Annotated in this window: 16 protein-coding genes and 1 tRNA gene; 13 read left to right on the top strand and 4 right to left on the bottom strand. The window is 58.9% G+C overall.

What is annotated here, in order from left to right:
* Positions 1 to 166: 166 nt before the first annotated feature.
* From lptB to AC33YF_RS00475, 3 genes are all read left to right on the top strand, one after another.
* Positions 167 to 1,276 carry an LPS export ABC transporter ATP-binding protein gene (gene lptB / locus AC33YF_RS00485; protein WP_491775222.1) on the top strand — a complete coding sequence of 370 codons (1,110 nt, stop codon included), beginning with the start codon at positions 167 to 169 and terminating at the stop codon, positions 1,274 to 1,276.
* 26 nt (positions 1,277 to 1,302) lie between these two features.
* Complete coding sequence (gene rpoN, locus AC33YF_RS00480; protein WP_491775221.1) at positions 1,303 to 2,844, top strand: RNA polymerase factor sigma-54; 1,542 nt, start codon at positions 1,303 to 1,305, stop codon at positions 2,842 to 2,844.
* A 409-nt stretch (positions 2,845 to 3,253) separates the two neighbouring features.
* Complete coding sequence (locus AC33YF_RS00475; RefSeq protein WP_491775220.1) at positions 3,254 to 3,721, top strand: PTS sugar transporter subunit IIA; 468 nt, start codon at positions 3,254 to 3,256, stop codon at positions 3,719 to 3,721.
* 66 nt (positions 3,722 to 3,787) lie between these two features.
* Here AC33YF_RS00475 and AC33YF_RS00470 read toward each other — a convergent pair whose 3' ends face one another.
* Positions 3,788 to 4,054 (bottom strand): BQ00720 family protein, encoded by a 267-nt coding sequence (locus tag AC33YF_RS00470; protein WP_491775219.1) that lies wholly within the window; start codon positions 4,052 to 4,054, stop codon positions 3,788 to 3,790.
* 20 nt (positions 4,055 to 4,074) lie between these two features.
* Positions 4,075 to 4,488, bottom strand: coding sequence for an Hsp20 family protein (locus AC33YF_RS00465; RefSeq protein ID WP_491775218.1), 414 nt, complete (start codon positions 4,486 to 4,488; stop codon positions 4,075 to 4,077).
* Between the two features lie 219 nt (positions 4,489 to 4,707).
* Between AC33YF_RS00465 and AC33YF_RS00460 the strand changes: the two genes are divergently transcribed.
* Genes AC33YF_RS00460 through AC33YF_RS00450 form a run of 3 tightly spaced genes read left to right on the top strand, consistent with a single transcriptional unit; the run spans position 4,708 to position 7,192 of the window.
* Entirely contained in the window at positions 4,708 to 5,718 is a 1,011-nt protein-coding gene (locus AC33YF_RS00460; protein WP_491775217.1) for a quinoprotein relay system zinc metallohydrolase 2, read from the top strand.
* A 34-nt stretch (positions 5,719 to 5,752) separates the two neighbouring features.
* Positions 5,753 to 6,580, top strand: coding sequence for a quinoprotein dehydrogenase-associated SoxYZ-like carrier (locus AC33YF_RS00455; RefSeq protein WP_491775216.1), 828 nt, complete (start codon positions 5,753 to 5,755; stop codon positions 6,578 to 6,580).
* Between the two features lie 33 nt (positions 6,581 to 6,613).
* Entirely contained in the window at positions 6,614 to 7,192 is a 579-nt protein-coding gene (locus AC33YF_RS00450; protein ID WP_491775215.1) for a TetR/AcrR family transcriptional regulator, read from the top strand.
* Positions 7,193 to 7,347: 155 nt separating this feature from the next.
* Here the strand turns inward: AC33YF_RS00450 and AC33YF_RS00445 are convergent.
* Positions 7,348 to 7,423, bottom strand: a tRNA-Ala gene (locus AC33YF_RS00445).
* A gap of 161 nt (positions 7,424 to 7,584) precedes the next feature.
* A complete protein-coding gene (locus AC33YF_RS00440) occupies positions 7,585 to 7,986 on the bottom strand; it encodes a TIGR02300 family protein (protein ID WP_491775214.1) in 402 nt (133 codons plus the stop codon).
* Positions 7,987 to 8,085: 99 nt separating this feature from the next.
* On the opposite strand from AC33YF_RS00440, the gene aroA reads away from it, so the two are divergent.
* From aroA to AC33YF_RS00405, 7 genes are all read left to right on the top strand, one after another.
* Entirely contained in the window at positions 8,086 to 9,399 is a 1,314-nt protein-coding gene (gene aroA / locus AC33YF_RS00435) for a 3-phosphoshikimate 1-carboxyvinyltransferase (RefSeq protein WP_491775213.1), read from the top strand.
* Positions 9,396 to 10,037 carry a (d)CMP kinase gene (cmk, locus tag AC33YF_RS00430; protein ID WP_491775212.1) on the top strand — a complete coding sequence of 214 codons (642 nt, stop codon included), beginning with the start codon at positions 9,396 to 9,398 and terminating at the stop codon, positions 10,035 to 10,037. Before aroA ends, cmk begins: the two co-directional genes overlap by 4 nt.
* 195 nt (positions 10,038 to 10,232) lie before the next feature.
* Positions 10,233 to 12,083 (top strand): 30S ribosomal protein S1, encoded by a 1,851-nt coding sequence (rpsA, locus tag AC33YF_RS00425; protein WP_491775211.1) that lies wholly within the window; start codon positions 10,233 to 10,235, stop codon positions 12,081 to 12,083.
* 136 nt (positions 12,084 to 12,219) lie between these two features.
* Entirely contained in the window at positions 12,220 to 13,182 is a 963-nt protein-coding gene (gene sppA / locus AC33YF_RS00420) for a signal peptide peptidase SppA (RefSeq protein ID WP_491775210.1), read from the top strand.
* Between the two features lie 51 nt (positions 13,183 to 13,233).
* Positions 13,234 to 13,533, top strand: coding sequence for an integration host factor subunit beta (ihfB, locus tag AC33YF_RS00415; protein WP_491775209.1), 300 nt, complete (start codon positions 13,234 to 13,236; stop codon positions 13,531 to 13,533).
* Between the two features lie 45 nt (positions 13,534 to 13,578).
* Complete coding sequence (locus AC33YF_RS00410) at positions 13,579 to 13,923, top strand: LapA family protein (protein WP_491775208.1); 345 nt, start codon at positions 13,579 to 13,581, stop codon at positions 13,921 to 13,923.
* A gap of 10 nt (positions 13,924 to 13,933) precedes the next feature.
* Positions 13,934 to 14,152, top strand: coding sequence for a hypothetical protein (locus tag AC33YF_RS00405; RefSeq protein WP_491775207.1), 219 nt, complete (start codon positions 13,934 to 13,936; stop codon positions 14,150 to 14,152).
* Positions 14,153 to 14,193: the final 41 nt, after the last annotated feature.

Here is a 14,193-nt window from a genome sequence, read left to right as displayed (position 1 = left end):
CTTACGACGCGCGGGTATGCAGAAGGTGCCTCTGCGCGTCCCTGTGCCGCGCGGTGCCACGATCACGAATGTCACAGAATTGGATTTCAGGGATTGTGATAGGATTGCGCATATACTTTAGCCGGTTTGTGCTGCAGTACGCTCCAACTCAAGGGTTACAGGATTAGTGAGCAAAGTGCTCTCGATACCAGGCCAAGGGGCGGTCTCCGCGACGCAAGGCGCGTCCGTTGAGGCGCAGTCTGCCCGAGCTCCGCGCGTGACCCCGGCCAATCCGGCCCCGCGCGCGCAGCAGGATCGACAGACCCATCCGGGGCAAACTCCTCAGCCAGCCCCTCCTGCGCAACCTGGCCAAGCACAGCGTACCGAAAAGACATCTCCACCAGGCCATGCGGCGCCGCAGTGGCAACCAGTCGCTCCAGCCGATCCGCAGCCCCGCGCCGCACCGGAGGGACAGCCAACGCCACCCCCACTGCCATCAGCACAGCCGAATGCGCAGCAGCCTGCCCCGAAGCCGTCCCATACCGCCTCGTCGCAGGCGTTGCATGAGCCCGGCGAGGGGTGGTTGACCATCCGCGCGATCGTCAAGAGCTTCAAGAAGCGCACGGTTGTTCGAGGCGTGAGCCTGGATGTCCGGCGCGGGGAGGCCGTCGGTCTTCTGGGGCCAAACGGGGCGGGCAAGACAACGACGTTCTATATGATTACTGGGCTCATTCCGGCTGACGAGGGGTCCATCAAGATCGATGGACAGGACGTGACGCGGCTGCCCATGTATCGCCGCGCCCGGCTTGGGATTGGTTATTTGCCGCAGGAGGCATCCATTTTTCGCGGCCTGACCGTCCAGGAGAACATTCTTGCGGTTCTGGAAACAGTGGAGCCCAACAAGAAGGCGCGACACGAACAGCTCGATGCCTTGCTTGAAGAATTTCGCATAACGCGGCTGCGAGACTCGCCGTCCATGCGCTTGTCGGGTGGCGAGCGTCGTCGCGTCGAGATTGCACGCGCACTGGCTACTAGACCATCTTACATGCTGCTCGACGAGCCTTTCGCTGGCATTGATCCGATTGCGGTCAATGACATTCGCGCGCTCGTTCGGCATCTCACACAGCGCGGCATTGGCGTTTTGATCACCGATCACAATGTTCGCGAGACACTCGACCTCGTGGGCCGGGCCTATATCATTCACGACGGGTCGGTCTTGACCCATGGAACCACCCACGAGATCGTTAACAACGATGACGTACGACGCGTCTACCTGGGCGACGATTTCAGAATATAGGTCCCTGATCGCGAGTGAGTTTGTAGATGGCGATCAACGCAAAGCTTGAACTGCGCCAAACCCAGAGTTTGGTGATGACGCCTCAGTTGCAGCAGGCGATCAAGCTTCTACAACTTTCGAACATGGAGTTGAGCACGTTCGTTGAAGGAGAGCTTGAGAGGAATCCGCTGCTTGAGCGCGCCGAGGGCGATGATCTGGTCAGTCCGCCTGCAGATGGTTCTGCGGCCGAGAAGCCGCTCGATGAAAACAGTAGCGCCGCGGATGCTGATGACACCGACAGCTTCGTCGACCTCGAATCGGGCGGTGACAACAGCCGCACCGACGATCTTGATGCGGATCCCCGCGACATGTTCCCCGACTTAGGGGACTTTGTGCCGGGCGCCGTGTTGGACAGCGGTTGGTCCGGCTTGACGCCGTCAGCCGGAGGCGGCTCGGAGGACGGAACAGATCTCGAAGCCTATGTCGCAGAGGAGAAAACGCTAAGGGCATACTTGGCCGAGCAGCTTGTCTTGGCCTTTGCCGATCCCGCCCAACGCATGATCGGCCAGCATATTATCGATTTGACCGATGAAGCCGGTTACATGCCAGGCGATTTGGCGGCGCTTGCAGATCAGCTGAGTGCGCCGATTGATCTGGTCGAGGATACCCTTCGAGAGATGCAAAAGTTCGAGCCATGTGGGGTCTTTGCGCGCGATCTGCGGGAGTGCCTTGCACTTCAGCTGAATGAACAGAATCGATGTGATCCTGCTATGGCTGCGTTGCTCGATCATCTGCATCTGCTGGCGGCCCACGACTTAGTTGCGCTTAAGCGAGCGACAGGCGTCACCGACGAGGACCTGGCGGACATGGTCGCCGAACTGAAGCGGCTCAACCCGAAGCCCGGCTTGGAGTTCGGCGCGATGCCTGCGCAACCTGTTGTGCCCGACGTGCTCTTACGGACGTTGCCGGACGGCAGCTATCATGTGGAGCTAAATTCGGACACGCTGCCGCGCGTCCTGGTCAACCAGACGTACTATGCGCGGGTATCCAAATCGCCTCTAGCGAAGCAGGACAAGAGCTATCTCGTTGACTGTCTGCAGAGCGCCAATTGGCTGGTTAAAAGTCTCGATCAACGGGCACGGACAATCCTCAAAGTGGCTCAGGAAATCATTCGCCAACAGGACGCGTTCTTCACCTTCGGTGTCCGACACTTGCGGCCTCTCAATCTGAAGACGGTCGCCGATGCGATTTCGATGCATGAGTCGACCGTTAGTCGTGTAACGGCCAACAAGTATATGGCGACAAATCGCGGACTATTCGAACTGAAGTATTTCTTCACATCGGCGATCGCAGCCACGGGCGAAGGCGACTTGCACTCTTCGGAGGCCGTGCGACATCGCATTAGTGAGATGATCGATGCGGAGTCTGCGGACGATGTGTTGTCCGACGATAAGATCGTGGAGCGGCTTAGAGCGGACGGTATCGATATCGCCCGGCGAACCGTGGCCAAATACCGTGAGGCGCTAGGCATCCCATCTTCGGTCCAGCGCCGTAGGCAGAAGCGGATGGAATTGGCCACAAGTATTTAGGCGAAAGGGGTGTCGACATTCTGGGAGGTTGGATTTGACACCCTTCAAGCTGAGAGCTAGCTTCCGGCCTCCGCGACAACGACCAGTGTTGTTTAGGCCGTTATCTCGCATCGACGATTTTGGCCTGGTCTCTCAAAAAAAATGCGCAGGGAGGCGTATGATTTTGAGCGGCGAGCGGAGGACTAGCAAAGACCAATAGCGCAACAAGATGCCGACTAAACACTAGACTCGTCACATACGTTCTGCGTTTTCGTCCCTATTTGCGTTCCATGATGTCCTTTGGTCTTCTCAGGCCTGAGTATGGCGTGGGAGAGAAGCGATTGGCAGCGCATGCCAGTTGGAACAGATGCACAGTGTCAGCCGTTTGTTGATCCGGCGTGTCGTAACGGAGGCGCAGAGGTAACTGAAAATGACATTAGCTGACTTTATTGCGCCAGAAGCCGTGCTCCCGTCACTCAGTGCCGAGAATAAAAAAGAACTTCTCGCCGTGTTGTCGGGGCGGGCAGCTGAGCTCTGCGGCTTGCAAGAAAGGGATATCTTCGACGTTCTTCTCCAGCGAGAACGGCTCGGGTCAACCGGACTCGGTCAGGGCGTTGCTATCCCCCACGGCAAGATTCCTGGTTTGAATCGGATAGTAGGACTGTTTGCGCGTCTTGCGGACCCGATTGACTTCGATGCTATCGATTCGGAGCCCGTAAGCATTGTTGTTCTGCTTTTGGTGCCGGAGGGCGCGGGGGCCGACCATCTTAAGGCCCTGGCACGTACGTCGCGTTTGCTGCGTGATCGGCAATCCGTGCACCAGCTGAAGTCAAGCGGCGACGCCGCGGCGCTTTACGCCGTTCTGACGCAGGACGAAACCGCCTCGCATGCTGCGTAGTGCGTCCCTAAAAGATTAGTACGCGGACGTTGCTGCCGCGTTCGCAGCGCAGACGACTTTTGGAAACTAGTGGACGCTCAGCGGAACGAGGTCGTTCTCTATCGCATTAGCAATAGCAGCGTTGCGGCTGTCGGTGAGGGCGATCGGCGTTCCATCTGCGCCAAGAACAGCAAAAAGGTCGATCCCTTCCGGCGTATCGTCGAGCGTAGGAAAGAGCCGCTCCACATCGTCGAGATCGACTTGCTTGATATACGCGACTTCGCCGTCCCCAAGCAGCGCGAGCTCTTTCGGACTAATTGTGGTCTCGGGGTCGTCGTCTTGTTGTTCGTACATTACCCTGGTTCCCAAACCTCTCAGCAGGAGGATTTGATGCTGACCTTTACGGAGCGTCGTTCCTGAGGCAGCCGCTCAAGTTCGATAGCTAGAAGGCCGTTGTGCAAAACGGCTTCGCGCACTTCCACGCCGTTGACAAGTGCAAATGTCTTTCTGAAGCGACGGCTGGCGAGGCCGCGATGCAAATAGTCCCTAGGGTCGTCGTTCGGTCTGTCACCGTGAACATGGAGCGCGCCGTCTTCGACAGTTACGTCCAAGTCCTTTCGTGAAAAACCGGCGAATGCCAATGTAATCCGAAGCCGCTCTGGAAGTGTGTTGTCAGCCGGCAGGATCTCAAGGTTGTAGGGCGGATAACTGCCCGCAGCCGGCTTCGCCGCAGCATTGCCGCTGGCGGTTCGAACACTAATCCGAAGGCTGCCGTCAAGACGTGTCATGGGCGATCTGACATTGAGCCTTTGCTTTCACACCCGAACATGTAGGTAGAGAACACTGATAAACCAAGTGGCTGACGGGTCCTTTCCTCTCGAAATCAAGTTCGCCTATAAGGTCTCGCACCTGCCGCTTGCGGGCCGCCGCGCTCCACATTCTCGAGTTCACCGGGTTGCCAAAGGACAACTTGACGCGCCTACCTAGTGATAGGTAGGATGCGAGCCATGTCGAAGCAACCATGCGATATGCCGTCAGCCGGTCGGACGATGCATCCGTGCGATGGCCGTGTGGTCTCTACGCTGACGCGCAGGGGGGTGGTGTTGGCAGCCCTTGCTTCAGCCTCGTTACCTCTCTTGCGCCATCTGCCGGCCTATGCGGCCATTGACGATGTGACCGAGGTTGCACCCGGCGTCTTCGTGCATCAGGGGCTCTACGAGGTTCAGTCTGCGGCCAACGGTGGCGACATCGCCAATGCGAGTTTTGTCGTGGGATCCGAGGCCGTTGCCGTAATTGACACTTCGGGTAGTGCCAAGCTTGGGGTGCAGCTGAGAGATGCAATTCGGGCCGTGACCGACAAGCCCATCAGGTACGTGATCAACACCCATATGCATCCTGACCACGTTTTCGGGAACGCCGCTTTTAAGCAGGACAACCCAGAATTCGTCGGGCACTACAAACTTGCGCGAGCACTAGGCACGCGTAAGGAAGGCTACCTGGCTGCGAATGAACAGATGGTCGGTTCAGATGCGTTCGCAGGTAGCGAGGTCATCCTTCCAACGGTTAGCATCAAAGAGCCGACAAAGCTGGACCTTGGCGACCGCGAGCTGCTGCTAGAACCCCAGCCAACGGCTCACACGGACAACGACCTGATTGTGACGGACCTGAAGACCGAGACGCTTTTTCTTGGCGATCTTCTGTTTTCGGTGCATGTGCCGACCATCGACGGCTCGATAGCAGGGTGGCTTTCGGTTCTCGACGACCTGGAGCAGCGCAACGTGGCGCGGGTCGTTCCCGGCCATGGGCCAAAAACCATGGAACTACCGGAGGCGCTGGCGCCACAGAAGCGCTATCTCTCCGCCATCGCGGATGATGTCCGCCGTCAGATTGCAAAAGGAAAGACGCTGGAGGAGGCGACCAAGTCGGCCGGCTTCTCGGAAAAAGATGCATGGGAGCTGTTCGACCAGTATCATGTTCGCAATGTGACAGCCGCCTATGCGGAACTTGAATGGGAATAACGCTGAACAACGCGACAAGAGGAACTCCAAGGCCATGACTCACGCTCTCAAGAAGCTCAGCCGGACAGTGTGCGGGGTAGTGCTCGCAGCCAGCATCGGTGTTCTGGCGGACACGTCGGCGTTTGCCGAAGAGGATCTGTGGCCGACGTTGCGTGCGGAGGCATTCGGAGACCGGCCGATCGCAGAAGAGAATGGCTATGTCGTTTTGGAGACTCCTAAAAAGGTGGAGGACGCAGCCATCGTTCCTCTCACAGTTCGTATCCCTCCTCACGTGAAGGACAAACTCAAATCCCTGTCGATCTTTATCGACAATAATCCGGATCCGAAGGTTGCAACCTTGAATTTCGGTCCGGCGGCCGGGGTCGGCGGTGAGCGCAGCTTCGCAACCCGCGTTCGCGTCGACAACTTCTCTCACGCGCGCGCAGTTCTCGAACTAGAAGACGGTAGCCTGCACATGGCGACCAAGTTTTTGTCTGCGGCCGGCGGATGTGCAGCGATGCAGGCAAAGGACCCTGATGCCGATATGGCTGGAATTGGAAAGACCGTTGTTCGGACTTTCTCACCGGCCCTCAGTAGCAATCCGATCTGGTCGGGCCAAGTTATGATCAAGCATCCCAACCACAACGGTATGCAGCTCGACATCAACACGGCGACGTTCATTCCCGAACGCTACGTTAGAGAGGTGACCGTCGAGCGGGACGGAGAGCTTGTGTTTAAGCTGGACAGCACGTTCTCGATTTCGACCAATCCAAACTTCCGCTTCACCTTCGCCAAAGGTGACAACAATGAACTTGATGTCTCCGTGGTCGACACGGACGGCGTTGCGTTCGACGGAACGACCAAGCGCGAGAGCGGATCTTAGGCCGAGGGTGAACGCGCAGTTGGGGTGCAGATAATGTCGATTGGAACACGCGACCTCTTGCTGAAGGAGGCGGAGACGCTTGCCCGAACACGCGGGTATGCAGCTTTTAGCTATGCAGACTTGGCGAAGAGAGTCGGTATTCGCAAGGCAAGCATCCATCACCACTTCCCGAGAAAGGAAGGTCTGGGCGTTGCGCTGATTGACGGCTATTTGGCCGACTTCAAGGTCGCGCTGGCTAAGGTCCTTGAGGAGGAGTCATCTGCGAAAGCCCGGCTCGCGATATACAGCGGCTTCTTTGTGGACAGCCTCCGCGGTGGGTTGATGCCTCTATGCGCGGCATTGTCGGCGGAAGCTGCAGCTTTGCCGGAGTCGATGCGCCTACAAGTCTCGACATTTTTCGAGCTGCATCTCGACTGGCTGTCCGGTGTGGTGCGCGACGGTATTGCCGATGGGGCGTTTCGCGCAGACCTCGACGTTCGTCAGACGGCGACAATGCTTCTTAGCCTCTTGGAAGGGGCTAGCCTTGTTGCTTGGGCGCTTAAGGACACGACGCATATCGAAGCGACATTCGCGCAGGCTGTCGCGTGTCTTTCCGAGACGGCCTCGAGCTAGGGCCGCTTCGACTGCATCGACGACAACACAATCAAGCCGACCTCTCAGCAGATCATTGATGAGAAGGCAGACGTTATCGTCTAAGGCACTGGCGGTTGCCTGGGAGCGCTTGGGGCATATCCGATAGGACATCAACAGGCGGCAATGCGGGGACTTGGTGGAGCCAGGCGGGATTGAACCGCCGACCTCGTGAATGCCATTCACGCGCTCTCCCAACTGAGCTATGGCCCCTAAGCGGAAACTGGCGGAACCTCCGGCTATGCCGCGATGCCGCTGATTTCAGACCGCATCGTTTATTCCGTGCAGCCAGTTCGTTCAAGCGAAATGCGACGTGCGGTAGCGGTTGGGCAGGTACCAATCGAGGGGTCGCCGGCCGATCACATTGGGCGACCCTAGCTTTCGTCTTCCCGTTCGTTCTTCACAATACCAGTAACGTCGGTGTCTTCCTCTTCGTCGTCCTCGAGAAACGCATCCTGATCATCGCTGTCGGGAATGTCTTCGTCGTCGTCTCCGATATCGACGATGTCGTCATCTCCGACAGCAGACTCCTCAGCTTCCTCGGCCTCATCGAGGCTGATCACCTCGGCATCGGCCACTGCTGGCTTGTCGTCTTCTTCAGTCTGAGTCTCGGGTGCCGGCTTCACGGTCGCGGCAGCCGCGCCGCGCCGCGTCGTTGTCGCGACTTGGTAAACAGCGCCGCAGACAGGGCAGATAATCGGTGAACGACCCAGATCGTAAAACCGCGCGTCACAGCTCGCGCAGACGCGCTTGGTTCCCCGTGCGGGTTTCGACATGACTCTCCTCAAACATAGTCAAAGCGTGACTCCCCATTGCCACGCCTCATCCGTAGTGTCAAAAGCTATCAAACATCCTCAAACAGCAATCTGACCCCTATGCAGCAGCCACTCACAGCTCGCCGATCCTCTGCCATTTCCGGCCACGTGACCGTTCCGGGGGATAAGTCGATCTCGCACCGCGCGCTCATCTTGGCGAGTCTTGCAACCGGGACAACGCGCATTGACGGCCTGCTAGAGGCCGAGGACGTTCTGGCAACAGCGCGCGCCATGGAAACGCTTGGTGCTTCTGTGAAACGAGAGGGAGATGCTCTTCAGATCCTGGGCCGGGGGGTCGGCGGGCTCTGTCCGCCAGAGACTGTTCTTGATTTTGGCAACTCAGGCACTGCCAGTCGCCTCATGCTTGGCGTGCTGGCCGGGTACCCGTGGCGCGTCTCTCTTACGGGAGATGAGTCTCTTTGCCGGCGTCCCATGAAGCGCGTCTTGAGGCCGTTGTCGGAAATGGGCCTGGTCGTGGAGGACGACAAGGATACTTTGCCGCTCACGGTTGTTGGTACAGACGACTTGTTGCCGATTATCTACGAGCTGCCCGTACCTTCCGCGCAAGTGAAGTCGGCAGTGCTATTGGCTGGATTGCATGCGCCGGGGAAAACGACCGTTATTGAACCGCTTCCGACGCGCGACCACACGGAGCGCATGCTTCGATACTTCGGCGCCGAGGTGAATGTCGCGATTGGCGAAGATGACTCGCGCGCCATCACGGTGACCGGCGATGCGGAGCTTCGCGGAGCGCATGTGGTCGTTCCGGGTGATCCAAGCTCCGCGGCATTTCTTGTTGCGGCCGCTTTGGTCTGCCCGGGTTCAGACCTCATGATAGCGAATATACTGCTCAATCCCACACGTACCGGTTTTCTGAGAACGTTGAAGGAGATGGGTGCGGACGTCGAGATCTTGAACGAGCACGACGCCGCGGGCGAACCGGTCGGCGATCTGCGTGTCCGGTCAAGCGCGTTGAAGGGCATTCGCGTAGCGCCGGAGCGCGCCCCGTCCATGATTGACGAGTACCCTATACTCGCCGTGCTTGCCGCTTTCGCGGAGGGCGAGACCCGGATGGAAGGTCTTGGCGAACTAAAGGTCAAAGAAAGCGATCGCCTGGCCGCCGCTGCCGCTGGTCTTGCGGCCTGCGGTGTTGCGGCGCGCATTGAGGGGGACGACCTCATTGTAACGGGCGCGCAAACCGTCCGCGGCGGCGGGTCCGTGGAGACCCATATGGACCACCGGATCGCGATGTCGTTTTTGACCCTGGGCTTCGCCTCAGAGGAGCCCGTCGTGGTGGACGACATCCGCATGATTGCTACGAGCTTTCCGAATTTCGTCCCGCTCATGGGCAGCTTGGGAGCGCGCTTCGGATGATTATCGCGATGGACGGGCCGGCTGCCTCCGGCAAGGGAACATTGGCCGAGCGGGTTGCTTCGCATCATGGGCTGCCACATCTCGACACGGGCCTGCTCTACCGCGCTGTGGGGCGGGATGCGTTGGTGCGCGGCGTCGATTTGGACGATGCGGAAGCGACGGCCGAGGTGGCTGCGAAGCTTGCGTTCGCAATGCTAGAGGATCCCGAACTGCGGACTGCTGGCGCGGGCGAGGCCGCGTCCCGGGTTGCTCGGCATCCCCAGGTGCGGGCGGTGCTTCTCCAGTATCAGCGTGACTTTGCGAAGGGCGATCGCGGCGCGGTGCTGGACGGTCGAGATATCGGCACAGTGGTGTGCCCTGAAGCGGATGTGAAGCTCTTCGTGACCGCAACTCCTGAGGTGAGGGCCGCACGCCGCTTCTTGGAGCTTAGTGCCCGAGGAATAGCGGTTACCGAGGAGGCCGTTCTCGCGGACATCCGGGTGCGGGACGAGCGCGACTCGACCAGAGGGGTCGCGCCGCTGCTACAGGCTCCAGACGCGGCCTTGCTCGATACAACAAATTTGAGTATAGACGCGGCGTTCAGGGCAGCGCTCGATCTGATCGAGGCTGCGACGAGCCGCGCGGGCCGGGCCGGTTGAGGTCATGCCCAATCGGCGTTGGCCCGTCGTATTTGAGCAAGCAAGAATGACTTTTTCGCGCGGTTGAGCGAGGCGGTCCGGGTCACGGCAAGTGGCAACGGCTCGAATCGTCTTCCCCGCATTACATCAATATCAAACCTCGGGTTCGGCCGCATATGGCTCCGTGTAAATGACGAACGCCGAGTAGGAGTACAAATGAGCGAACCGCAGACCAGCATCAGCCAGCCCAGCCACGACGAGTTCGCAGCGCTTCTCGAGGAATCTCTGACCGGCGCAGCGCTTGTGGAAGGCAGTGTGGTCAAAGGAACTGTCGTCAGCATCGAGAAAGATGTCGCGATTATCGACGTAGGCCTGAAGACAGAGGGCCGTGTCCCCCTGAAAGAATTTGGCGTCGCCGGCGCCCCCTCCACGCTCTCGGAAGGCGACGAAGTCGACGTCTATCTCGAGCGTGTCGAGAACGCAGCCGGCGAGGCAGTGTTGTCACGCGAGAAGGCCCGCCGCGAAGAAAGCTGGGTCCGTCTTGAGGAGAAGTACAAGGCGAATGAGAAGGTCGAAGGCGTTATCTTTAATCGCGTCAAGGGCGGCTTCACTGTCGACCTCGACGGTGCTGTGGCTTTCCTCCCTGGCAGCCAGGTTGATATTCGCCCGATCCGCGATGTCGGCCCTCTAATGAACACTCCGCAGCCTTTCCAGATCCTCAAAATGGACCGGCGCCGCGGCAATATTGTTGTGTCACGACGCTCTGTTCTGGAAGAGTCTCGCGCTGAGAAGCGCGGCGAGATTGTTTCGCGCCTTCAGGAAGGTCAGGTCGTCGACGGCGTTGTGAAGAACATCACCGACTACGGCGCCTTCATCGATCTCGGCGGCATCGACGGCTTGCTCCACGTCACCGATATGGCGTGGCGGCGTGTCAACCACCCGAGCGAGATCGTCAACGTTGGCGATACGGTGAAGGTACAAATCATCCGTATAAACCCGGACACGCAGCGCATCAGCCTCGGAATCAAGCAGCTTGAGGCAGATCCATGGGAAGGCATCGCCGCCAAGTACCCAATTGAGGCGCGCTTCACCGGCACGGTCACCAACATCACCGACTACGGTGCATTCGTTGAGTTAGAGCCTGGGGTCGAGGGTCTGATCCACGTCTCCGAGATGAGTTGGACAAAGAAGAACATTCATCCTGGCAAAATCATTTCCACGAGCCAGGAGGTTGAAGTCCAAGTTCTGGAGGTCGATCCCGACAAGCGTCGGATCTCGCTCGGTCTAAAGCAGACCCAGGAAAACCCTTGGGTTGCCTTTGCGGCAGCGCACCAGCCGGGCACCGAGATCGAGGGTCAGATCCGCAACATCACCGAGTTCGGTCTATTCGTAGGCCTGGATGGCGGGATCGACGGCATGGTCCATCTATCGGATTTGGACTGGTCCAAGTCCGGGGAGGAAGCCCTCAAGGACTACAAGAAGGGTGACACTGTGAAGGCGGTCGTTTTGGAGGCCGACTCAGACAAGGAACGCATTAGCCTAGGCATCAAGCAACTCAGCGCCGATCCATTCGAAGGCGCAGCTTCTTCCGAGAAGCTTGGCAAGGGCGCACGTGTGACTTGCGAGGTCACGGCTGTGAAGGACAATGGTATTGAGGCCAAGCTCCTCGATCACGATTTGACGACGTTCATCCGCCGTTCCGACCTGTCTCGCGATCGCTCGGAACAACGTCCCGATCGCTTCGGTGTCGGCGAGAAGTTCGATGCCGTGGTGACGCAAGTCGATCAGAAGGCCCGAAAGATCTCTGCGTCCATCAAGGCGTTGGAGATTGCCGAGGAGAAGGAAGCGGTGGCCCAATACGGCTCGACCGATTCCGGCGCCTCACTCGGCGATATTCTCGGCGCAGCCCTCAACAAGGCCAAGGATGGCGACGAGGGACCTGAAGAAGAAGCAGCAGAGACAGCAGCCGACGCGGAAGCTGAGGCGGCGCCAAAGCCCAAGTCCAAGCGCGCAGCCAAGTCAGCGGCGAGCAGCGAGGACACGGACGAGCCCTCGGCGGACTCGTGAGTTCGCGCGCCTCACAGGCGCCAGATTTTCGATGTCTCTCGGGCCGTAGTCGATTAAACTGCGGCCCACCCCTTTTTGAACACAAGTCGCAATCCGCGTAGATGTGCCCTAAGCGGCAATACTCGAGTCGCAACATATGAGCCTTGACGTAGAACGCGTAGTCGAACGACGCCGCCTCAAGCGCCGTGTTTCCGTGTGGCGCATCGCCGCCGTGCTACTCGCGGTGCTGTTTCTGGGGTCGCTTCTCATGGGGACCTCACAAACGGGCGGCTCGGGCGGGATTTTGCCGCACGTGGCGCGGATTAGCATCAATGGTGTGATCACAAACGACCGAAAGATGATCGACCTCATCGATCGGGTCGGCAAGGCCAGCCAAGTCAAGGCGGTGATTGTCGAGGTCAATAGTCCTGGCGGGACGACCACCGGGGGAGAAGCGCTCTACGACGCGATCCGCCGCCTGTCTGAGAAGAAACCCGTGGTTGCAACCTGCGGGACTCTCGCGACCTCTGCTGCCTACATCGTCGCCCTCGCGACTGACAGGATTTTCGTCTACGGCAACACAATCACGGGCTCCGTTGGCGTGGTCTTCCAATGGGCCAATGTGACTGAGCTGATGAAGACCCTGGGTATTCAGTTCGAGGATGTGAAGAGCGGTTCCCTGAAAGCCGTGCCCAGTCCTTTCGAGCCGACGACCGAGGAGGCCCGCGAGGTCACCGAAGAGATGGTCAACGACGCCATGGATTGGTTCGTAGGCCTGGTGAAGACGCGTCGCGAGATTCGGCCAGATGCGGTTCCAGGACTAACCAAGGGACGCATCTATTCGGGACGTCAGGCGGTCGAATACCTTCTTGCGGATCAGATCGGGGATGAGCGTGCTGCTCGCGCTTGGCTTGTAAAGGAACGCGGCGTCCAGACGGGCTTGAGAGTTCGACAATGGAAGCCGGCTACCGAGGATACGGGCTTTCTTGGTCTTGCTGCTGATACTGTAGCGACCGCATTTGGTCTTTCTGGCAGCAGTGTTTCCGCATGGCTGGACGAGGCGACCGCAGTACTTGAACTTGACGGTCTTGTCTCGGTTTGGCACCCTGTTTCAAATTAGTGGGGCATGGATCGCAGCAAGACTGGTCTGCGGTTCGTTCGGGGCGTGCCAATGATAAAGTCTGAACTGATTCAGCGGGTGGCCGCCGCCAATCCGCATTTGTTTCATCGTGATGTTGAGCGCATCATCAATATCATTCTCGACGAGATAACGGGCGCCTTGGCGCGCGGGGACCGTGTTGAACTGCGCGGCTTTGGGGCCTTCACCGTGAAGCATCGCGCGGCACGTCAGGGTCGTAACCCGCGTACAGGCGATACGGTCTTCGTTGAGGACAAGTATGTGCCTTTCTTCAAGACAGGCAAGGAATTGCGCGAACGCCTCAACCCCGAAACCAATCAGGGGAGCGCTTAGCGCGAACTGCGTGTGGCTCTTGACGGGCCTCTCGAGGATCGAGACGTGACCCGGAAGCTCGTTTTGGGACTTGTCGTTATCCCGCTCGGCCTGGCGTTGATCGCCCTTGCCGTTGTCAATCGTAGCCCAGCCGAACTCATTCTCGATCCATTTGGCGGTGAGCAGGGTTACATAGTCGAGGCGCCTCTGTTTCTATTTCTGCTTTGCGCCTTTGCTCTGGGCCTGCTAATCGGCGGATTCGCCTCCTGGCTAAGTCAGGGAAAATGGCGTCGTACAGCTCGCGCCGAAGCCCGCGAGGCACGAGACTGGCGTCGCCAGGCGGATCGCTTGGAGCGCGAGCTGGAATCGGTCAACGCGTCTCAGCAGCGGCCTCAGATCCCCGCCGAATAGGCGTGCCTCAATGGACTTTTTGACTGGCTTTGGTCTCTTTGCTGTGACGGCGATGCTGGTCACCTACGCCCTAGAAGACCGCAGCCCCTGGTTTATCCTCGCATTCGCGTTTGCCTGTCTCCTCGGGTCGGCGTATGGGTTCTTGCAGGGCGCTTGGCCTTTTGGGGTGCTGGAAGCGATCTGGGCGGGTGTCGCAGGCTATCGCTGGCGCCAGCGCGTTGATCGGTAAGCCCTATATTGCGGTGCGATGGACTTAGGCGCTTGGATTTC

This window comes from Methyloceanibacter sp. (genome assembly GCF_058506495.1).
Note: the sequence above shows the minus strand (reverse complement) of the source record. Positions and strands in the feature narration are given on the sequence as shown.

Bases quoted from the DNA above. Each gene is read 5' to 3' on its own strand.
- rpoN (WP_491775221.1), top strand. From the start codon at position 1,303: ATGGCGATCAACGCAAAGCTTGAACTGCGCCAAACCCAGAGTTTGGTG.
- AC33YF_RS00475 (WP_491775220.1), top strand. From the start codon at position 3,254: ATGACATTAGCTGACTTTATTGCGCCAGAAGCCGTGCTCCCGTCACTC.
- AC33YF_RS00470 (WP_491775219.1), bottom strand. From the start codon at position 4,054: ATGTACGAACAACAAGACGACGACCCCGAGACCACAATTAGTCCGAAA.
- AC33YF_RS00465 (WP_491775218.1), bottom strand. From the start codon at position 4,488: ATGACACGTCTTGACGGCAGCCTTCGGATTAGTGTTCGAACCGCCAGC.
- AC33YF_RS00460 (WP_491775217.1), top strand. From the start codon at position 4,708: ATGTCGAAGCAACCATGCGATATGCCGTCAGCCGGTCGGACGATGCAT.
- AC33YF_RS00455 (WP_491775216.1), top strand. From the start codon at position 5,753: ATGACTCACGCTCTCAAGAAGCTCAGCCGGACAGTGTGCGGGGTAGTG.
- AC33YF_RS00450 (WP_491775215.1), top strand. From the start codon at position 6,614: ATGTCGATTGGAACACGCGACCTCTTGCTGAAGGAGGCGGAGACGCTT.
- AC33YF_RS00440 (WP_491775214.1), bottom strand. From the start codon at position 7,986: ATGTCGAAACCCGCACGGGGAACCAAGCGCGTCTGCGCGAGCTGTGAC.
- aroA (WP_491775213.1), top strand. From the start codon at position 8,086: ATGCAGCAGCCACTCACAGCTCGCCGATCCTCTGCCATTTCCGGCCAC.
- cmk (WP_491775212.1), top strand. From the start codon at position 9,396: ATGATTATCGCGATGGACGGGCCGGCTGCCTCCGGCAAGGGAACATTG.
- rpsA (WP_491775211.1), top strand. From the start codon at position 10,233: ATGAGCGAACCGCAGACCAGCATCAGCCAGCCCAGCCACGACGAGTTC.
- sppA (WP_491775210.1), top strand. From the start codon at position 12,220: ATGAGCCTTGACGTAGAACGCGTAGTCGAACGACGCCGCCTCAAGCGC.
- ihfB (WP_491775209.1), top strand. From the start codon at position 13,234: ATGATAAAGTCTGAACTGATTCAGCGGGTGGCCGCCGCCAATCCGCAT.
- AC33YF_RS00405 (WP_491775207.1), top strand. From the start codon at position 13,934: ATGGACTTTTTGACTGGCTTTGGTCTCTTTGCTGTGACGGCGATGCTG.